Consider the following 19,433-nt stretch of genomic DNA (forward strand, 5'->3'; position numbering starts at 1 on the left):
CTGTTAGCTCCTTCAAGCTTCGATCGAGAACGAAACGAAATTGCCGGTCAACGGCGATGGGCGGCTGGCCACCAGGGGTGCCTGTCCGCTGTCGGCGCTGCCCATTACTGCCAGGGCGTAGCCGAGCGTGGCGGCCCATTGCTCGGAACCGGCGCGGTTACGGCTGGCGGCGCCCATCTGCAGGGGGGCTTTGTTGCCATGCAGGCGCTGCTCGCTGAGGCTGAACCCGGTGCCACAGGCGTTCAACTGCAGGCCCAGCTGCGGGGCGCAGCCGCTGGCCGCTTGGGCGCTGAGCAGGCGGTGCTGCGAGGCGGTGGCCGTTGCGTTGTGCTGGCCCAGCCATTGCACCCGGGCACCTGTGCTGCGCGCCAGGTCTACGATCAGCTCGGCGCTGGCATCGTCGACCAGGCCAATGATGCGTTGCGGCTGGCCACTGCGCAGGCGCTTTTCCAGGCCGAGGATGAAGTCCAGGCTGAGGTCGGTGCGCTGCACACTGACCTGCCTGGCAGCTGGGCTGGCGTTGATCCCCTGGAGGAAGGCCGACTCAGCGACATTGCCGCTGACCAAGGCCAGGGTCGGCAGCGCCGGCCGGGCCCGGCCGCCGAGCATGGTGTTGGCCATGGCCAGGCTGGAACTGCCCATGGCAACACCGGCCAGGCCGCCCAGGGCCATACCCTTGAGCAGGAAACGACGTTCGACGTTCATGACGCGCTCCTTAAGGTTTGGCCGCTGGTGCAGACGCTTTGGAAATGTAGTCGGCGACCTGTTGCAGCGAGTTGTCGTCGATGAACGAAGCGGGGAAGGCCGGCATGGCGCGGAAGCCGTTGCGCACCACGGCGGTGATGTACGCCGGTGGCAGTTGGCGACCCTTGATCACCGGGCCGACCTTGTTTTCATGGCAGTGGCCGCAAACCTTGGCGTAGACGTTTTCTCCGCCTTTCCAGACGCCATCACCATCGGCGGCGGCATTACCGGCAAGCACGACAAAAGGCAGGGCGAAGCAAGCCGCGAAAGTCCGTTTCACAGCTGAGCTGTTGAGGAGTGATGACATTTCGTACTCCATATTCTTATTGGTAGGTTGGTTCATGGGAGCCTTGGGCCGGATCAGAAGGGATACGGACGAGGGGCGTGTTGCAGGGTGATCCAGTGATCAGTGGTGAACTCTTCAATGGCCCAGTCGCCATTGAAGCGGCCAAGGCCGGAATTCTTCTCGCCACCGAACGGTGCGTTGGGTTCGTCATTGACCGGGATGTCGTTGACATGGGTCATGCCGGCATGAATACGCTGGGCGAACTGCACGCCGCGCTCCAGGCTGGAGGTGAACACCGCGCTGGACAGGCCGTACTCGCTGCGGTTGGCCAGCTCCAGGGCATGCTCGGCATCACGGGCGGACTGAATGCCGACCAGTGGGCCAAAGATTTCTTCCCGGGCGATCTCCATGTCGGCGGTCACGTTGCCGAACACATGCGGTGGCATTACATTGCCCTGGGCTTGCGCGCCGACCAGCAGCGTGGCGCCTTCGGCGATGGCCGTGTTGATCTTCTCCTGAAGGCCGGCCAGTTGCTTGGCGTTGATCACCGGGCCGACTACGGTTTCGGCCTTGCTCGGGTCGCCGTAGGGCAGGGCTTTGACGCGCTCGACGAAGCGGCGGGTGAAGGCTTCCAGCAGTGGCTGTTCGACGATGATGCGGTTGATCGCCATGCAGATCTGCCCCTGGTGCAGGAACTTGCCCACCACGGCGGCATTGACGGCCTGCTCGACATCAGCGTCAGCCAGGACCACGAACGGGCTATTGCCGCCCAGCTCGAGGGCAACGTGCTTGAGGTGTTCGCCGCCGCTGGCAATGCGACCGATGTTGCGCCCAACCTGAGTGGAGCCGGTGAACGAGATGAACGCCGGTACCGGGTGCTCGACAAAGGCATCGCCGATTTCCGCGCCGGAGCCCACGACCACGCTGAGTACGCCAGCTGGCAGGCCGGCTTCTTCGAAAATACGCGCCAGCACCAGGCCGCCGGTGACCGGGGTATCGCTGGCCGGTTTGACCACCACAGCGTTGCCCAGGGCCAGGGCGGGTGCCAGTGAGCGGGCGGTCAGGTGCAGGGGGAAGTTCCACGGGCTGATGACACCGATCACGCCCAGTGGCATGCGGTAGACGCGGCTTTCCTTGCCCGGGATGTTCGACGCAATGATGCGCCCGTGTACGCGGCTTGGCAGGCTGGCCGACTCCAGGGTGATGGCACGGGCGGCGCCCCACTCGATCTGGGCCTTGATGCGGGTACTGCCGGACTCCCGGATGATCCAGTCGATGATTTCTTCGCGGCGTTCGTCGAAAATCTTCACTGCATTAAGCAGCACCTGGGCGCGCGCGGCGGGCCCTTTGCTTGCCCACTCGGCCTGGGTTTCGCGTGCCTTGCGGTAGGCCGCGTCCAGGTCTTCGCGATTGGCCAGGGGAATGTCCAGCAAACGCTGTTGGGTGAAGGGGTCGAACACTTCCAGCGAGCGACCGGCGCTGCCGGCACGCCATTCTCCGGCGAGCGGCTGCAAGTCAAGGTTCTGATAGGCAGGGCGAGTAGCGGTCATGATGTTCTCTCTTATAGAACCGAAAGGTCATCCATCAGCGGCTTGAGCGCCGCTGGCCGAAGGCTTCCGGCTGGTCGTGGTACGCAGGGTTACGGTTCAGCCTTGCAGCTGATGGAGGGCACCGAGGGCACTGTCCGGGAGGTTGCACAAGGAGACTAGCCGCACCGGCAAGGTGCAGCGGGTGTCAAGCGCGAAGTGGGCAGTGGTCATGTCGGGGTCACCTGTATTTTTTTTATCGATGTGCACGTGACCTGTGACTAACAATTATCGTGCCACGCGGCTTAAAATTAATTTTTCCCTTTTAAAACAGTGTCTTGCGAGAATTTACAGGCGCGACAGGATGTCGCGGGCAGGAGGGTTTGAAGCGGCAGGTGCGGAAATTTATGCAGAGAAGTCGCAAGCTGTCGAAAGCTCGGCAGTGCGCCGAATGAAGAGAAATTGTGCGGTTATCGGACGAAAGTGCCTGAAGAGGGTGGCTAGTCGTCCGCCTGCCGATTGACCCGACGGGGGGGCTGGGCATACTGAAAGGCTACTTATCTGCCTTCTGTTGATTGCCTATGACTCGTACAACAACAACCAGCAAGACCGGCCGTCCTGCGGATGAGGATTTTCTCAAGCAGTTACTCGGTCGACAGAAGCGCCTGATCGTTGATCGGGCCAGCCAGTTCGGTGCCAGTGGTTTGCCTTCCGCTGAACAACTGGCTGAAACCGTGGCCTTCGCCCCACAGGATGGCAGCATATGGCTGTGCGGCCAGCGCATGATGCTGCTGCAGGGCTCTGCGTTCGGGGCTATTCGCCGTGAACTGATTGACGCGTTGGGGTTTGACAAGGCGCGTGGCTTGCTCACGCGTATCGGTTGGCAAGCCGGTGCACGCGATGCTGCGCAGGTCAGCGAGCAATGGCCCGAGGGTGATCACGCCAGCCTCTACAGCGCCGGGCCGCGCCTGCATATGCTTGAGGGCATGGTCAATGTCGAGGTCGTGCGTTTCGAGATCGATTCCAGCGCCGGGCACTTCTACTCCGAATTCCTCTGGCACAACTCCCTGGAGGACGATGAACACATTGCGGTCTACGGCTTGGGTGGCGAACCGGCCTGTTGGATGGAGATCGGCTATGCCAGCGGCTATGCCTCGTCGCTGCTCGGGCGTCTGGTGGTCTTTCGCGAGGAGGAGTGCCGCGCCATGGGCCACCAGGCCTGCCGCATCGTCGGCAAGCCGGCCGAGCAGTGGGAGGATATCGACGTCGACCTGGCGTATCTGGACGCGGGCGACTTCCTGAGCCGCAGTGCCTACAGCTCAGGTACCGAGACGACCCTTGCCGAGCTCGACGTACCGCCTGAGGGTAAACAGCTGGTGGGGATTTCCGCTGCCTTTGTCGCGGCCAGTCAGCTGTTGCAACGCGTAGCACCGACCCAGGCCACGGTCCTGCTGACCGGCGAGTCTGGCGTGGGCAAGGAGTTGTTTGCACGTACCCTGCATCAGGCCAGTTCGCGGCACCACACGCAACTGGTGGCCTTGAACTGCGCAACCCTGCCAGAGAATCTGGTGGAGGCCGAGCTGTTTGGTGTCGAGCGCGGGGCCTTCACCGGGGCTGACCGTTCGCGGCCCGGGCGTTTCGAGCGGGCTGATGGCGGTACCTTGTTCCTTGATGAAATCGCCACGCTCAGCCTCAGTGCGCAAAGCAAGATTCTGCGTGCCTTGCAGGAAGGCGAGATCGAGCGAGTAGGGGGGACGGCGCCGATTGCGGTCGACGTACGGGTGATCGCCGCCACCAACCTGGACTTGCGCCGTGAAGTCGAAGCCGGACGTTTCCGTGAAGACCTGTTCTATCGACTGAACGTCTTCCCGATTCACCTGCCGCCGCTGCGTGAACGTCGCGAAGATATTCCGCTGTTGATGAGCTACTTCCTGCGTATCTTCAGCCAGCGTCATGGTCGTCAGCTGGCCGGTTTCAGCACGCGCCTGGTCAATGCACTGCTGACCTACCGTTTCCCGGGCAACATCCGCGAGCTGCAGAACCTTATCGAGCGCGGTGTGATTGCTGCTGGTGACGGCGAGGTGATGGACGTTGTGCACCTGACCGAAGCCGGGGCGCCGCTGATGGCGACGGCGATCGGCCTGACTGCCGAGGGGCGTCTGTCGGCGACGCGAGCCGCTGAGGAGGCTGTATCGCCCGCCTCGGAGCCTGCCGTTGAGCCTGTGGCCGATGGTGCGGCCGAGGAGCCGGCGTTGGCGAGCCTGCAGGACTTCGTCTCGGGACGCCAGCGGGTCTTGAGCACCTCGCTGGAAGAGATCGAACTGCGCCTGGTGCGCCTGGCGCTGGAACGCTCCGGTGGCAATGTGACTGCGGCCGCACAGATGCTCGGCATGAGCCGAGCTCAGGTCAGTTACCGCCTCAAGGGTGGTTGAAGGCCTGTAATGCGATTAAAAACGCCCCGCAACCTGTACGGTTCGGGGCGTTTTCATTACGGCCTGCGGGTGCGGCTCAGAGCGCGGTGGTGAACTTCAGCCAGTATGTCTGGCCTTCGGCGCGGTTGCGCACGCTCGATTCGTCCTGCCACTTGGCACTCAGCGACCAGCCGCTCTTGCTGGTGTACTGCACTGCAGGGCCAATGGAGAAGGAGCGGCCACGGTTGCCGTCGTTGGCGTCAACCAGGGCTGCGGCGGCGCAGTTTGAGGCGCTGCATTTGTCATCGCTGATCTGCTGATAGGCGTGGCCGCCGACACCGAGTACCCAGCCGTTACCCAGGCCCCAGCCGAGGGTGTAGTCCGCATGCAGTTCACGGCCAGACTGGTAGTGGGTGTCCTTATTCTCGAAGTTGTAGTCGTGCATCAGCCGCACGTCGGCATTGAAGCCGTTGGGGTCCATGTAGGTCATGGCATACACCGCCTGTACGGTGTAGTAGTTGTTGCCCAGGTTGACCAGGTCGTTCTTGTCGTACTCGCTACCGGTAGGCAGCACGAAGTCGACGCCCACGGCAGTGTGGAACTTGTCACTGTGGTGGAAGCCGATCACCGGGCCGAGGTGCGCGTCACCGATGCCGCGCTTGTGGTCGTGCGGACCATTCTTGACGTTCAGGCGGATATCGTTGAGTGGCAGCAACGCATGAAAGCCGAGGTTGCCACCCAGGACCTTCTGCTCGGTAACCCAGACAAAACGTGGAACGATGGTGGTCACGCGCAGGTCGATGTCAGCCGCTTTGTCGCCGGCGTTGTCGCGCAGGGTGTCGGCCAGGTAGTTGCCGACGAACACCTGACCGTACGTGCCAGGCGGCGGCAGGATACCCATGCCGTAGTTTTCGATGCCCATCGGCCAGGATGAGATACCGCCTTCAGTGGCCTGAACCTGTGAAGCCGTGCTGGCCAGCAGAAGGGCAGCAGTGAGCGCAAGGGGTGTGGCGAGGGTGAATTTCTGATGCATGAGAGGGTCAGCCTTATTGTTATGAGTCATGCGCAGAGGGTTTTATGCCGCTGCGCAAGGGGGACGCCTCTCAACTACCGTGCCAGTTTTTAATTTTATTTTTTAGCCTTTAAAATCAATAAGTTATGTTTTTAAGGCCTAACGTTTCTGCGCCTTGCATGCCTGAAAGTGGCGGTATTTATTAAGAAAATTCGGCTGACTGCGAAAAACTCGCGGGTGTTCAGGCGCCGCTTTCGTGGTGCCCGGCCGCTTGGCGGAATGCGTTAGGGGTCTGGCCACTGAGGCGGCGGAAGAAGCGTGAGAAGTAGGTCGGGTCGCTGAAGCCCAGGCTGTCGGACAACTGGCTGATGCTCATGGTGGTGTAGATCAGGCTGCGCTTGGCTTCCAGTAGCAGGCGTTGGTGAATGATCTGCAGCGCTGTCTGCCCGGCCAGTTCTCGGCACAGGGTATTGAGGTGCACGCTGGAAAGGCCGACACGGTGGGCGAAGTGCTCCACTGAGAGATGCTCCCGGTAATGCTGTTCCACCAGCTTGATAAAGCTGCTGAGCAATTGCTGGTTGCGTTCGCCACGGCTACTTGGTTGCCTGTTCTGCAGGCCTTGGCGGCTGATCCAGACCATCAGCACATTGACCAGGGAGTGCAGCAGCAGGTCGCGTGCTGGCGCGCTGCCTTCATACTCCTGATGCAGGGCTGTGAACAGGGTATTGAGGGTACGGCGATCACGCCCGACCGGGTAGCAGCCGGACGATGCCAGGACGGTCAGTGGCGCACCCAATTGTGCCTCCAATTGCGCGACCAGTGGCGCACCAAGGGTGAGTACGTAGCCCTCGATATTTTCTGAAAACTGAAAGCCATGCACGGTCAGCGGCGGCGTGACCTGGATCGACGCTTCCAACACCTTTGTACGCCGTCCCTCGACCTCGACCATCGCTTGGCCACGCTGTACGTAGAGCAACTGGAACAGGTCGGCGTGACGGTGTGGCTTGATCTCCCAATGGTGCAGGCTACTGCGTTTGGGGATCGACTCGCAGTGCAGCAGGTCCGGGGTTGGCCATGCCTGGTTTTCACCGTACAGCTTGAATACGGGGATGCTGGGAAGGCTGGTTTTCATCGTGCGAAGCGACCTGGCGGGTGTGGTTAGAGGGGGGTATTGGTTCGTTCGATAATCGAACCGTATTTTCAAAAGTGCAATTCATGGGCGAAATATCACCTTTTTTTCCAGTTTTTGTAAGTAAAAATGCAGGGGCCAAATAAAACAATAACCTCCAGTCGTTGCCCGAAACCGGCTGGAGTGCCCATGTGAGATCACAGTAATGAAAACTCAGGTTGCGATTATCGGTGCCGGCCCTTCTGGACTTCTGCTGGGTCAACTGCTGCACAAGGCTGGCATCGACAACATCATTCTTGAACGTCAGACACCGGACTATGTGCTCAGTCGCATTCGTGCCGGTGTACTGGAGCAAGGCACGGTGGACATGCTCCGTGAAGCCGGTGTTTCCGAGCGTATGGACGCCGAGGGCCTGGTTCACGACGGCGTCGAGTTGCTGGTTGCCGGTAAGCGCATTCGCGTTGACCTCAAAGCGCTGACCGGTGGCAAGACCGTGATGGTCTATGGCCAGACGGAAGTCACCCGTGACCTGATGGACGCTCGCACTGCCAGCGGTGCGCCGATCATCTACTCGGCCGAGAATGTGCAGCCGCACGAGATGAAGGGCGAAAATCCTTACGTCACCTTTGAAAAAGGCGGCGAAACCTACCGCATCGATTGTGACTACATCGCCGGTTGCGACGGCTTCCACGGTGTTGCCCGCAAGAGCATCCCGGAGGAGATCCTCACCCAATACGAGCGCGTGTATCCATTCGGCTGGCTGGGCCTGCTGTCCGACACCCCACCGGTCAACCATGAACTGATCTATGCCCACCATGACCGTGGTTTCGTCCTGTGCAGCCAGCGCTCGCTGACCCGCAGCCGTTACTACCTGCAAGTACCGCTGACCGACAAGGTCGAAGCGTGGTCCGATGAACGCTTCTGGGATGAGCTCAAGGCACGTCTGCCGCAGGAAGTGGCCGACAAGCTGGTGACTGGTCCATCGCTGGAGAAGAGCATCGCCCCGTTGCGCAGCTACGTGGTTGAGCCGATGCAGTATGGCAAGTTGTTCCTGGTGGGCGACGCGGCTCACATCGTGCCACCGACCGGCGCAAAAGGCCTGAACCTGGCCGCCTCCGACGTGTGCTACCTGTACCGCATCCTGGTCAAGGTCTACAAGGAAGGCCGCACCGACCTGCTGGAGAAATACTCGGAACTGGCGCTGCGCCGTATCTGGAAAGGCGAACGTTTCAGCTGGTTCATGACCAACCTGTTGCATGATTTCGGCGACCACAAGGACGCCTGGGACCAGAAGATGCAGCAAGCCGACCGTGAGTACTTCCTCAACTCCCATGCCGGCCTGGTCAATATCGCCGAAAACTACGTCGGCCTGCCTTACGAAGACGTCGAGTAATCAGCGTGTTGGGCGCCCGCAACCTGGGTGCGGGCGTTGCACTGTGCAAACGGAGACTGAATCATGGGTGTGTTTGACTGGAAACACTGGCTGGTAGTGTTGGTCGTGGCGGTGCTGCTGTTTGGTAGCAAGCGCCTGAAGAACCTGGGTGCTGACCTGGGTGAATCGATCAAGGGTTTTCGCCGTTCGGTGAACAGCGAGGATGATGTACCGGCGCCGGCAGTAGCGTCGGCGCGGGTTGAAGGTGAAGCCCGTGAGGCTCAGCACGCCGCACGCGAGGAACACCCTGGCAACCGCTGACTGACGCCTCGCTGAAACCATCGCAAGCTGTAGGAGCCGGGCTTGCCCGCGATGCAGACGCCGCGCACTCACTGACACCGCGCCGAGGCCATCGCAGGCAAGCCAGCTCCAACAGAGCTCGTGCAGCCTGTAGGAGCCGGGCTTGCCCGCGATGCAGGCGCCGCGCATTCACTGACACCGCGCCGACGCCATCGCAGGCAAGCCAGCTCCAACAGAGCCCGCACCAGCTGTAGGAGCCGGGCTTGCCCGCGATGCAAACGCCGCGCACTCGCGGATACCCCACCGACGCCATCGCAGGCAAGCCAGCTCCAACAGAGCCTGCGCCAGCCTGTAGGAGCCGGGCTTGCCCGCGATGCAAACGCCGCGAACTCATGGGCACCGCACCGACGCCATCGCAGGCAAGCCAGCTCCAACAGAGCTCGTGCTGTAGGATCGGGGCTTGCCCGCGATGCAGACGCCGCGCATTCACTGAAAGCCGCGATAACGCCGGCAGGCGACGTCTTTGTCCTATTGGTTTTCAACACCCGCGAAAGCTGGCAAGGCATACTCGGGTGGCATGTGGCTTACTTAACCAATGAGGCAAGGATGAGCGATATTTTCACCACTCAGGAGGCCGGCGTCCTCACGATTGCTTTTAACCGTGAAGCAAAGAAAAACGCCATTACCGCGACCATGTATGACGCGCTCAGTGAGGTGCTGGTCAGTGCCGCGGCTGACCGCGAGGTTCGCGTGGTGCTGATTCGCGGCAGTGAGCAGGTCTTCTCTGCCGGCAATGATCTTGGTGACTTCATCGCGCATCCGCCCGCGACCGAGGATGCCCCGGTCTGGCGTTTCTTGCGCACCTTGAGCGCATTTCCCAAGCCGATTGTCGCGGCGGTCTGTGGCGTGGCGGTCGGTGTCGGCACGACGCTGTTGCTGCACTGCGACCTGGTCTATGCGGGCACCAACGCCCGTTTCAGCGTGCCTTTCGTCAGTCTTGGCCTTTGCCCGGAAGCCGCGTCCAGCTTGCTCTTGCCCAAGCTGTTTGGTCATCAAGGCGCTGCCGAGGCGTTGCTGACCGGCGAGCCGTTCGATGCCGAGTTTGCGCTGCAGTCGAAGCTGGTCAATCGCGTGCTGCCACCGGAAGCCGTCCTTGACTTCGCGTTGTCCCAGGCACGCAAGATTGCCCAGCAACCGTCGAGTGCTGTCATGGAGACCAAGCGCCTGCTGAAACTGGCAGATGCCAGCGACGTGCAGGCACGCATCAATGAAGAAGCGAAGCGCTTTGCTCAAATGCTTGACGCAGAGGCCGCCCGAGAAGCGATCGCAGCCTTCTCCGAGAAACGTAAACCGGATTTCAGCCGGTTCTGATCGAGGGATGGGCAGCCGTGTTTGAACAGGCTGCCCATCGAAGAAAACACGCGTGGTTCAAGGCTTACAGCGCGTGGCTATAGGCCGTTCTGGAGGCGTGGGTCGAGGTCCGGATCAGCAACAGTACGGAGCCAATGACCGGCAGGCTTACCAGCAGTAGCGCATAACGCAAGGACTGCTGGCCAAGCAGGGGTTGCAGCATGTCGCTGAACAGGCCGGTCACCAGCGGCCCGATGCCGACACCGAGCAGTGTGCTGACGATGGTTTGCAGGGCCATGGCCGTACCGCGCCGGTTGGACGGTACCAATTGGGTGACAAGGTTGTAGGACGGCGCTACCCACCAAACGGCGAAGAAGCTGTAGAGCGCACACCACACCATGGCCGTTGGAATCGGTACGCTGCCGAGCGTGACCAGCACGGTGTCGGGCCAGAGCAGGTAGGTGCTCAGGGTGGCGATGGCGGTCAAGTGACCCAGCACCGGAATCGAGAGCTGCCAGTGCGGGTTGCGTCGGCTCAGGCGGTCGCTCAACCAGCCGCTGAACAGGCCCCCGACACCGGCGGCGGTGCCGCAGATGACCCCAGCCAACAGGCCGGCATGTTGCAGCGAGAGGCCGTGGGAGCGTACCAGGAAGCTGGTGTTCCACATGCCAATGGCGTAGGAGCTGAGCGTGGTCAGGCCGCCCGCCAGTATCAGGCAGCGATAGGCAGGCAGCGCCCATAGCTTGCGGGCTTCAGCGCCCATGCCGAGCAGTGGCGCGTGGGCATGGGCGGGAGCAGGGCTCAGGTCCCAGCGCCCCCGTACCGGGTCGCGCACCACGATGGCCATGATGGCGGCAAACAATAGGGCGGGCAGGCCAAGGGCAATGAATGCTGTACGCCAGCCATACACTTCGACCACCCAGGCACCGATACTCAAGCCGATGATCGAGGAAAACGTTGGTGCGGCGGTGAAGCAACTGATGGCGAGTGAACGTCGATGCGGTGGATACAGGTCGGCGATCAAGGACAGGGATGCCGAGGTCGTTGGTGATTCGCTGACCGCGACCAGCATCCGGGCAATGGCCAGTACCAGAAAGCTGCCGGCCAGCCCGCAGGCCATCGTTGCCACCGCCCAGAGCAGGCACGACAGTGCGAGCAGGCGCGTACGCGGCAGACGATCCACCAGACGTCCCGCCGGCAAGCCCATCAGCGCATACACCGCCGCGAAGGCCAGCCCGGAGATCAGGCCCATGGCCGTGTCGCCAACCCCGAACTCCGACTTGATTGGCTCAATCATCACCGCAAGTATCTGGCGCCCGACAAAATTGTCGGCGAATACCAGTGCCAGCAGCAACAACAGGCCGTGGCTGCGCCAGCCGACCGAGGTGGCCGGCATGACGGTTGCGCCGGTCGTCATCGCGGCGCCCAGAGATCGGGCAAGCCGGGGTCGCTCACTACAATCAGGCGCTTGAGCAAGACCTTGAGGGCTTGCGCGTCGGCACTGCCGAGCTTGGCCGACAGTTCTTCCTCCACCACCTTGGCCAGCGCCAACTGTTGCAGCGACACCTCGCGGCCGTTTGCCGTGAGCACGAAACGCAACTGATCGGCATCGCCCTCGATCGCCACCAGGTGCTGGCGCTCGAGAAAGCGCATGCCGGCCAGTGTGACCTCATGGCCGGTGTAGCTGACAAAGGTGTTGATTTCCTCAAGGCTCAGGTTATCGCGGATACACAGCACCGAGAGAATGAAAAAGGCCTGTTCGTCCAGCTGCTGGTTGCTCACCATGCGCCGCAGGGCATTGAGCACCTGGTAGTGCCCGCGCCCGAGCAAGTAGCCGAGCAGGTCTTCGGTGTAGCTGCATTCCGGTGGCGGCGGTGTGGTTGCCAGGCGCAGCTCGCTGCGCGGCTTGCGGGTGGCCAGCGCATACTGGCCGCTCTGGAACGCCAGCGGCGCCCGGTCGCTGTGATCGAAGGCCAGTACTTCCCCGACAAAGATCACATGGTCGCCGCCCTCATACTGGAAGGCAGTACGGCATTGGAAGCGTGCGGTGCAGTCTTGCAGCAAAGGCGCCTCGCTGACGCCATTATCGAGTTGGACTTCGGCAAACTTGTCTTCGCCCTGGGTGGCGAAGCGCCCCGAGAGTTTTTCCTGTTCGGTGGACAGGACATGCACATTCCAGTGCTTGCCGTTGCTGAAAACCGGCAGGCTGCGGGCGTTCTTCGACAGGCTCCAGAGCACCAGTGGCGGGTTGAGCGATACCGAGTTGAAGCTGTTGGCGGTGATCCCCACCGGTGAGCCGTCTTCGGCCTGGGTCGTGATGATCGTAACCCCGGTAGTGAAGGTACCGAGCGCGGCGCGGAAGGCCTGGGGATCGAAGCTGGCGTTTTGCATAGCCATGATAGACCTCATGGAGTGGAGTTTTCGTGTGGCCAGTATTGGTCGCCGCAGGGCGCTGTACATCGTCTCAACGGACTAACGCTTTTGTTCGATTCTCGTCCGATCGGACGAAGCGCCGGGCGTCGCCCCGCGACTAGTGTGGCCTCATGCGCATCCGGCGCTTCCGGGCCTTGGGGCCAGCACCAGCGAGGGGACACGAATGAGTTCAGCCACGTCATCCGTACAAGCGCTTTCGAGCCTGTTATCCCGGCAAAAACAAGCCTTTAACAGCGCCGGCGCGGTCAGTGCCGACACACGTCGTCGGCGTATTCAGCAGGTGATCGACCTGCTCGTGCGTCACCACGGTGTGTTGACCGAAGCGATGGATCAGGATTTCGGCGGCAGGCCTGCAGGCTTTTCCCTGATGAACGATGTGCTGGGTTCTCTCTCGTCGCTCAAGCATGCGCGGGACAACCTGCACCTCTGGATGCAGGACGAGCCACGCCCGGCATTCGCGCCCTACGACCAACTGGGCGCCAAGGCCTGGGTCATGTATCAGCCCAAAGGGACGGTGGGCATCATCGGTACCTGGAACGCCCCGCTGTTTACCTTGTTCAGCCCGCTGGCTTGCGCACTGGCGGCGGGCAACCGGGCGATTCTCAAACCGTCGGAGGTGGTTCCGCGTACCGCTGAGTTGGTAGCACAGTTGTGTGCTGAGCACCTTGACCCGCTGGAGATCGCCGTGGTCACGGGGGGCGCTGAGCTGGCGGAAGGCTTCACTGCCCAGCCGTTCGACCACATGGTGTTTACCGGCAGTACTGCGATTGGTCGCGCTGTGATGCGTAATGCTGCGCAGAACCTGGTACCGGTGACGTTGGAGTTGGGCGGTAAGTCGCCAGTGATCATTGCGCGCAGTGCCGACCTGAACAAGGCGGCGTTCAGCATCGCCGCAGCCAAAGCCTGTAATGGCGGGCAGATCTGCATCAGTCCCGACCTGGTGTATGTACCGCAGGCGCACCTTGAAACTTTCCTCAGCGCCTTGCGCAGTGCCTATTGCGAGCTCAACCCCTCGGTTGCCGGCAACCCGGATGTGGTGGCAGTGGTCAATCAGCGGCATCTGGCCCGTGTCGAAGGCTATGTGGACGAGGCCCGGGCCCTGGGGGCTCGCATCGAAAGCCTGCCGGAGGCGTTGGCGGTTGATGCCGAGGACCGTCGCCGGCCCCTGCGTGTGGTGGTCAATCCGCCGGGTGACAGCCAGATCATGCGCGAAGAAATCTTTGGCCCGGCCATGGTGGTGCTCACGTATGAAGACCTTGATGGGGTGATCGCCGACATCAACGCCCGGCCACGACCGCTGGCGCTGTACTACTTTGGCGAGGATCAACAGGAGCAGCAGCGGGTACTGGAGCACACCCTGTCGGGCGGCGTCACCGTCAATGACGTGATGATGCATGCGGCGATGCACGATGCGCCGTTCGGTGGCGTGGGCGCCTCTGGCATGGGGCATTACCACGGCCGTGAAGGGTTTCTTGAGTTCAGTCACCTGCGCACCGTGTTCAAGGCGCCTGCGCATGACCCGCGGCGTGAATGGGGCCTGCTGCCGCCGTATAGCGAGCATTACCTCGCGGCCATGATGGCCATGGTCACCGCTGACTGACTCATTGTGCATGGGGCGCTCGGATGAGCGCCTTGTCGCCTCTACGGGGTTTACCGTTGCTTATGTTCAACGCGATCACTATTGCCCAGCGCCTGTGGTTCTGGGCGTTGTTGGCCACACTGTTGTTTATCGTTGCGGTCGGTTTTGGTGGCTATGGCCTGCAACAGGCCCGTGACAGTCTGCGTACCATCAATGAAGACAATCTGGCGACGCTGCTCACTGTCGGTGAGGTTCAGCACCGTCTCGACGAAAGTCGGCGGCTGGTGTTGCTTGCCATTCAGCATGACCCGGAAGGCCCGCTGGTGGCGGCGTTCGACCGCTCGATCGATGTGACGCTAGCGGCCATCGAAGCCAACAATCACGCGCTTGCTCAGGTGTGGGCCAGCTACCGCCAACGCCCCTTGTCCAGCCATGAACAGCAGGTGGCCGAGGCCTTCGATGGCCATTACCAGGCCTGGCTGGGTGAGCTGGAGCTTTTGCTGGAGTCCTTGCGCGCGGGTGACTATCGGCTGTCCGGCATCATTTCGTTCCTGCGCATGGCCGAACCTGCTGGCGATGCGGCGGGTATTGAACTGGGCAAGCTGCAGACGTTGCAGAAGGAAGCGGCTGCGCGGGCATACGACCTCGCCCAGCAACGCTATCGCTCGACCCTGCTGGCGTACCTGTTGCTGGCGGTGGTGGGGGTGTTGGCTGGCAGCGTTACCGCGTTCTCGACCTTGCGTCGCCTGAAACGGGCTTTTGCCCAGGCGGGCGCCAGTGTGCGCGCGATTGCCAGTGGCGACCTGTCGCAGCCCATCGAGGTCAAGGGGCGCGATGAGTTTGCCCGGATGCTGGGTGATATCGCGACAATGCGCGACAGCCTGCACGGGTTGATCTCGCAGATGCGCTCGTTGGTGCAGCGTGTCAGTCACGAGGCGGCGCACATGGCCGAATCGGCAGAGCTGGCCTCGTTGGCTGCGCAGCAGCAGGCTGACGCCGTGCGCGGCATTTCTTCTGCAGTTGAGCAACTGTCGGGTTCAATCAGCGAAGTCGACACCCAGGTCGGGGTTTCGCGCAACATCACGCAGCACTCGGCGGGGCGCTCGGGCAAAAGCGAAGGTTTTATCCGCGATATGGCCCATGGAATGAACCGCATCAGCGACGTGATCAGCGACACCGCCGTGCATATCCGTGAGCTGGAAGTCTTCTCCGGCGAGATCAGTACGGTGCTGAATGTGATTCGCAGCATTGCCGAACAAACCAATTTACTGGCGCTGAACGCCGCCATCGAGGCCGCAAGGGCAGGAGAGCAGGGCCGTGGCTTTGCCGTGGTGGCCGATGAGGTCAGGCTGTTGGCGCAACGTACGGCCCGTTCAATCGGTGAAATCGACCTCACGGTACAACACATCCAGGAGGGGACCCAGGCGGTGGTTGGCGGGATGGATCGGGTAATCAGCCGGGTACGTGATGGGGTCGGGCTGGCAGAGGAGGCCGGCGACTCGGTGGCGCAGATCCGCAGTGGTACTGACGATGTGATTCGAAGCGTCGACACCATTGCTGTGGTGATCGCCGAACAGGTACGGGTTACCCAGGAAATGGTCGCGCGCGTTGAGAGCGTTTCGGCCGGCACCGGCGTGCTCTCGGCCAATGCCGGCCGCAGTGCCGCGGCGGCGTCTGACCTGGAGCAGTTGGCGCGTGCACTGGACCAGTTGTCCGCCAGGTTCAATGTCGTCTGACGGGTCTAGTCCGCTTTGACGATGAGAGCGCCCCGGTCAGCCGTGATCATGGGATGCACACCGCCAGCGTCCCCGTATCGTCGTCGGCGGTCTTTCCTGACCTCAGCTAATGGCATAACAACAATGACGGCTCAAGTTCAGTCTCAAACCCACTACGACGTGATCGTCGTTGGTTCGGGTGCAGGTGCGATGACGTCGGCGGTCTTCCTCGCCGACCAGGGTTTCAGTGTGCTGATCGTGGAAAAAAGCGACAAGTACGGTGGTACTTCGGCTATTTCCGGCGGTGGGATCTGGATCCCGAACAATCACTACTTTGCTCGCCAGGGCGGTAACGATAGCTTCGAGTTGGCGATGCGCTACCTCAAGGCCGCGGCTGGCGAGCACGTCGATGATGCACGCCTGCAGGCCTACCTGGACAATGCGCCAAAGATGATCGAGGCGCTCACCCGTACCAGTCGGGTACGTTATGCGGTGGCTGCCAAGTACCCGGACTACTACCCGCATTTGCCTGGTTCGCTGCCCGGAGGACGCACCCTCGACCCCGAGTTGTTCGACACCAGCCTGCTCGGCGAGGAACTGGACAACCTGCGCAAGCCGTCACCCTCGACCTTGCTGATGGGGCGTATTGCCTGGACTGCCCGGCATGCGCACAAGGCCATGGCCCGCAGCTTCGGCTGGCGCTGGCTGATCATGGGCCTGATGCTGCGCTACAAACTGGACTTCAAATGGCGGCGCAAAAGTAAATTCGACCGCCGCGCGGCCCTTGGCAGTGCGTTGGTTGCGTCACTGCGTCGTTCTCTGATGGACCGTAACGTGCCGTTGTGGCTGAACACCGATTTTCGTGGGTTGCTCACGGAGCAGGGCCGAGTCACGGGGGTCACGGTGCAACGTGAGGGTCAGGAAAAGCAGCTGCATGCGCGTTACGGGGTGATTCTGGGCTCCGGTGGCTTCGAGCAGAACCAGGCATTGCGCGAGCAATACCTGCCCAAGCCGACCCGCATGGCCTGGAGTGCGACGCCACCGGGTAACAACACCGGTGCTGCGTTGGAAGCGGGGATCGCCCAGGGCGCGGCGACCGCGTTGATGGACTGGGCCTGGTGGGCGCCGACCATTGCCGTGCCAGGAGAGGAAAAACCGCGCGGTATCTTTGCCGAGCGGGCATTCCCCGGGGCAATCGTGGTCAACGGCGAGGGGCAACGCTTCGTCAACGAAGCGGCTCCGTACCTGGAGTTTGTCGATGCCATGCTCCGCGACAATCAGCGTACAGGCGGAAAGTCCGTGCCGGCCTGGGTGATTTTTGACGGGCATTTCCGCTTCCACTACGCCATGGGCCCGTTGATGCCGGCCCAGGTCATGCCTGACAGCCGTCTGCGCAAGGAATGGTTGAACACCTTGTACTGGAAGGCCGACACCCTGGCGCAACTGGCCGAACAGATCGGCGTCGATGCAGTGGGCCTTGAGCGCACAGTGGACAAGGTCAACGACTATGCGCGCACCGGCCAGGACCTGGACTTCGACCGTGGCGGCAATGTGTTCGACCGTTACTACGGCGATAGCAATATCAAGCCCAACCCGTGCCTGGCGCCCCTGCGCAAGGGGCCGTACTACGCCATGCGCCTGGATGCCGGTGATATTGGCACCAAGGGCGGCTTGCTGACCAACGAACATGCACAAGTGGTGCGCGACAACGGTACGCCCATCGACGGCCTGTACGCGATCGGCAACTGCTCCGCTTCGGTAATGGGTACCAGTTATCCGGGGGCGGGCGGCACCCTCGGGCCGGCGATGACCTTCGCCTATGTCGCTGCCAACCACCTCGCCAGCCAGCGTTAGGAGCCGTCATGGAGATGTCTGATAACAGCACCTGTACGGCGATTCAGGCACCATTGCGCGTTGCCGACAGCAGTAGCGTGACATGGGATGAGCAGTGCGATGTGCTGATCATCGGTTGGGGCGCGGCCGGGGCCTGTGCGGCACTGGAGGCCCGCGCCAATGGCGCCGATGTGCTGATCGCCGACCGTTTCACAGGTGGCGGCGCCAGTGCCAAGAGCGGTGGCGTCGTGTATGCCGGTGGGGGGACCCGGTATCAGCACGCCGCAGGCTTCAGTGACACCCCCGAGGCCATGTTTGATTACCTCAAGCACGAAACCCAGGGCGTGGTCAGCGACGAGACCCTGCGGCGTTTTTGTGCGGACAGCGTGGCCAACCTCGATTGGCTGGAAAGCCACGGTGCGCCTTACGCGCACCAGATGCCACCAGGTGGCAAGACGTCCTATCCACCCGACGGCTACTTCCTCTACTACTCCGGCAATGAGCTGGTACCGCAGCACAGCGGCCCGTTGCCACCGGCGCCACGCGGCCACCGTACGGTCGGCAAAGGCCAGTGTGGTGCAGTGCTGTATGCGCACCTCAAGGCGGCTTGCCTGCGCGCCGGGGTGCGGCCACTGCTGCAATCAGCCGCCAAGCGCCTGGTACTTGACCAGGAGGGCCGGGTGATTGGTGCCGAGCTGTGGTGCCTGCCGCCGGGCAGCAAGCAGGCGAAGCTGCACGCCCGTTGGGCTGCCCGTGCCGAGCGCTTGCAGAACTTTTCCCCGGCCTACTGTGACAGGTTACGCCTGAGGGTCAGCCAACTGGAGCGCGAATTCGCCCGGCCACGGCTGGTCAGGGCCCGGAACGGGGTGATCCTCAGTACGGGCGGGTTCATCTTCAACCGCGAACTGATCAAGCAGCACGCGCCGAAATTTCGCCGCAACTTCAAGGTAGGCGCCACCGGCTGTGACGGCAGCGGCCTGCGCCTGGGCGTGAGCGCTGGTGGTGAGGGCGCTGCGCTGAATCGGGTGTCGGCCTGGCGGTTCATCAATCCGCCCTACAGTTGGCACAAGGGCATCGTGGTCAACAGCCAAGGCCAGCGTTTCTGCAACGAAGAGGTCTATGGCGCGACGCTGGGTCAGCCGTTGATGGAGGAGCAGGGCGGCAAGGCCTGGCTGGTGCTCGATGCCCCGCTGCGCAAGAAGGCGATCCGGGAGGCACTGTTCGGTGGGTACTGGTGGTTCCAGAGCGTGCCGGCGCTGGCGTTGATGCTGCTCAAGGTGAGCAAGGGCAAGTGCCTGGAACAACTGGCTACGGTCACTGGCATGAAGGCCAGCGCGTTGCGCCAGTCGCTGCAGGCCAACAATGCGGCTGCGCGTGGTGAGGCGCCCGATCCATTCGGCAAGTCGCCAGGCGGTCGCCAGGTGCTTGAGCAGGGCCCGTTCTACGCCTGCGACATTTCCGTGACCAACCCGGTCTTCCCGCTAGGGGCGTTGACCCTGGGTGGTTTGCGGGTGGATGAGGGCAACGGGGCCGTGCTGGATACCCAAGGGCAGCCCATTGCGGGCCTTTACGCTGCCGGTCGCACCGCCCTGGGTATTCCCTCACACCTGTACATCAGTGGTCTATCACTGGCCGATTGCGTGTTCTCCGGGCGTCGCGCCGGGACGGCAGCCGCAATCAACCGTGCACAGCCACTGCAACATAACCGCGCACACGAGATGAGCTGATGACGATCAAGGAGAA

Annotated in this window: 15 protein-coding genes; 8 read left to right on the plus strand and 7 right to left on the minus strand. The window is 62.2% G+C overall.

Annotated features, from left to right (window positions below; translation table 11 throughout):
* Positions 1 to 12 precede the first annotated feature (12 nt).
* From AB7M23_RS15395 to pchA, 3 genes are read right to left on the minus strand one after another with little or no spacing between them, the layout of a single operon-like run.
* Positions 13 to 705 carry a hypothetical protein gene (locus AB7M23_RS15395; RefSeq protein ID WP_454241228.1) on the minus strand — a complete coding sequence of 231 codons (693 nt, stop codon included), beginning with the start codon at positions 703 to 705 and terminating at the stop codon, positions 13 to 15.
* 10 nt (positions 706 to 715) lie between these two features.
* Complete coding sequence (locus AB7M23_RS15400) at positions 716 to 1,051, minus strand: c-type cytochrome (RefSeq protein WP_065760041.1); 336 nt, start codon at positions 1,049 to 1,051, stop codon at positions 716 to 718.
* 53 nt (positions 1,052 to 1,104) lie between these two features.
* On the minus strand, positions 1,105 to 2,580 hold the full coding sequence (gene pchA, locus AB7M23_RS15405; protein WP_454241229.1) for a 4-hydroxybenzaldehyde dehydrogenase: 1,476 nt from the start codon (positions 2,578 to 2,580) through the stop codon (positions 1,105 to 1,107).
* 557 nt (positions 2,581 to 3,137) lie between these two features.
* Here pchA and AB7M23_RS15410 point away from each other — a divergent pair.
* Positions 3,138 to 4,988: a sigma 54-interacting transcriptional regulator gene (locus AB7M23_RS15410; RefSeq protein WP_454241230.1), complete on the plus strand. Its 1,851-nt coding sequence runs from the start codon at positions 3,138 to 3,140 to the stop codon at positions 4,986 to 4,988.
* Between the two features lie 76 nt (positions 4,989 to 5,064).
* Here the strand turns inward: AB7M23_RS15410 and AB7M23_RS15415 are convergent, their stop codons facing one another.
* Positions 5,065 to 6,000: a SphA family protein gene (locus tag AB7M23_RS15415; protein WP_102053448.1), complete on the minus strand. Its 936-nt coding sequence runs from the start codon at positions 5,998 to 6,000 to the stop codon at positions 5,065 to 5,067.
* A gap of 220 nt (positions 6,001 to 6,220) precedes the next feature.
* Entirely contained in the window at positions 6,221 to 7,111 is an 891-nt protein-coding gene (locus AB7M23_RS15420) for a helix-turn-helix domain-containing protein (protein WP_065761945.1), read from the minus strand.
* Between the two features lie 202 nt (positions 7,112 to 7,313).
* Between AB7M23_RS15420 and pobA the strand changes: the two genes are divergently transcribed.
* The 3 genes from pobA (at position 7,314) to AB7M23_RS15435 (ending at position 10,151) form a co-directional block, all read left to right on the plus strand.
* Positions 7,314 to 8,501: a 4-hydroxybenzoate 3-monooxygenase gene (pobA, locus tag AB7M23_RS15425; RefSeq protein ID WP_330523103.1), complete on the plus strand. Its 1,188-nt coding sequence runs from the start codon at positions 7,314 to 7,316 to the stop codon at positions 8,499 to 8,501.
* Positions 8,502 to 8,564: 63 nt separating this feature from the next.
* Entirely contained in the window at positions 8,565 to 8,801 is a 237-nt protein-coding gene (tatA, locus tag AB7M23_RS15430) for a twin-arginine translocase TatA/TatE family subunit (protein ID WP_454241231.1), read from the plus strand.
* Between the two features lie 585 nt (positions 8,802 to 9,386).
* Entirely contained in the window at positions 9,387 to 10,151 is a 765-nt protein-coding gene (locus AB7M23_RS15435; protein WP_454241232.1) for an enoyl-CoA hydratase, read from the plus strand.
* Positions 10,152 to 10,215: 64 nt separating this feature from the next.
* On the opposite strand, the gene AB7M23_RS15440 is transcribed toward AB7M23_RS15435, so the two are convergent.
* Positions 10,216 to 11,526, minus strand: a complete 1,311-nt coding sequence (locus AB7M23_RS15440) for a spinster family MFS transporter (RefSeq protein WP_454242182.1) — start codon at positions 11,524 to 11,526, stop codon at positions 10,216 to 10,218.
* Positions 11,527 to 11,543: 17 nt separating this feature from the next.
* Positions 11,544 to 12,527, minus strand: a complete 984-nt coding sequence (locus tag AB7M23_RS15445; RefSeq protein ID WP_099774232.1) for a flavin reductase family protein — start codon at positions 12,525 to 12,527, stop codon at positions 11,544 to 11,546.
* 199 nt (positions 12,528 to 12,726) lie between these two features.
* Here AB7M23_RS15445 and AB7M23_RS15450 point away from each other — a divergent pair, with 199 nt between their 5' ends.
* From AB7M23_RS15450 to AB7M23_RS15465, 4 genes are all read left to right on the plus strand, one after another.
* Positions 12,727 to 14,163, plus strand: a complete 1,437-nt coding sequence (locus tag AB7M23_RS15450; protein WP_454241233.1) for a coniferyl aldehyde dehydrogenase — start codon at positions 12,727 to 12,729, stop codon at positions 14,161 to 14,163.
* Between the two features lie 23 nt (positions 14,164 to 14,186).
* Complete coding sequence (locus tag AB7M23_RS15455) at positions 14,187 to 15,878, plus strand: methyl-accepting chemotaxis protein (protein WP_454241234.1); 1,692 nt, start codon at positions 14,187 to 14,189, stop codon at positions 15,876 to 15,878.
* A gap of 123 nt (positions 15,879 to 16,001) precedes the next feature.
* Positions 16,002 to 17,711 carry an FAD-binding protein gene (locus AB7M23_RS15460; protein ID WP_065760550.1) on the plus strand — a complete coding sequence of 570 codons (1,710 nt, stop codon included), beginning with the start codon at positions 16,002 to 16,004 and terminating at the stop codon, positions 17,709 to 17,711.
* 8 nt (positions 17,712 to 17,719) lie between these two features.
* Positions 17,720 to 19,417: an FAD-binding protein gene (locus tag AB7M23_RS15465; RefSeq protein ID WP_454241235.1), complete on the plus strand. Its 1,698-nt coding sequence runs from the start codon at positions 17,720 to 17,722 to the stop codon at positions 19,415 to 19,417.
* Positions 19,418 to 19,433: the final 16 nt, after the last annotated feature.

The organism is Pseudomonas sp. HLS-6 TE3448, from assembly GCF_053629555.1.

Excerpts from the sequence above, each read along its gene's own strand:
- AB7M23_RS15435 (WP_454241232.1), top strand. The coding sequence starts at position 9,387 with ATGAGCGATATTTTCACCACTCAGGAGGCCGGCGTCCTCACGATTGCT.
- AB7M23_RS15410 (WP_454241230.1), top strand. The coding sequence starts at position 3,138 with ATGACTCGTACAACAACAACCAGCAAGACCGGCCGTCCTGCGGATGAG.
- AB7M23_RS15415 (WP_102053448.1), bottom strand. The coding sequence starts at position 6,000 with ATGCATCAGAAATTCACCCTCGCCACACCCCTTGCGCTCACTGCTGCC.
- AB7M23_RS15420 (WP_065761945.1), bottom strand. The coding sequence starts at position 7,111 with ATGAAAACCAGCCTTCCCAGCATCCCCGTATTCAAGCTGTACGGTGAA.
- AB7M23_RS15460 (WP_065760550.1), top strand. The coding sequence starts at position 16,002 with ATGACGGCTCAAGTTCAGTCTCAAACCCACTACGACGTGATCGTCGTT.
- AB7M23_RS15440 (WP_454242182.1), bottom strand. The coding sequence starts at position 11,526 with ATGCCGGCCACCTCGGTCGGCTGGCGCAGCCACGGCCTGTTGTTGCTG.
- tatA (WP_454241231.1), top strand. The coding sequence starts at position 8,565 with ATGGGTGTGTTTGACTGGAAACACTGGCTGGTAGTGTTGGTCGTGGCG.
- pobA (WP_330523103.1), top strand. The coding sequence starts at position 7,314 with ATGAAAACTCAGGTTGCGATTATCGGTGCCGGCCCTTCTGGACTTCTG.
- AB7M23_RS15445 (WP_099774232.1), bottom strand. The coding sequence starts at position 12,527 with ATGGCTATGCAAAACGCCAGCTTCGATCCCCAGGCCTTCCGCGCCGCG.
- AB7M23_RS15400 (WP_065760041.1), bottom strand. The coding sequence starts at position 1,051 with ATGTCATCACTCCTCAACAGCTCAGCTGTGAAACGGACTTTCGCGGCT.
- AB7M23_RS15450 (WP_454241233.1), top strand. The coding sequence starts at position 12,727 with ATGAGTTCAGCCACGTCATCCGTACAAGCGCTTTCGAGCCTGTTATCC.
- AB7M23_RS15455 (WP_454241234.1), top strand. The coding sequence starts at position 14,187 with ATGAGCGCCTTGTCGCCTCTACGGGGTTTACCGTTGCTTATGTTCAAC.
- pchA (WP_454241229.1), bottom strand. The coding sequence starts at position 2,580 with ATGACCGCTACTCGCCCTGCCTATCAGAACCTTGACTTGCAGCCGCTC.
- AB7M23_RS15395 (WP_454241228.1), bottom strand. The coding sequence starts at position 705 with ATGAACGTCGAACGTCGTTTCCTGCTCAAGGGTATGGCCCTGGGCGGC.
- AB7M23_RS15465 (WP_454241235.1), top strand. The coding sequence starts at position 17,720 with ATGGAGATGTCTGATAACAGCACCTGTACGGCGATTCAGGCACCATTG.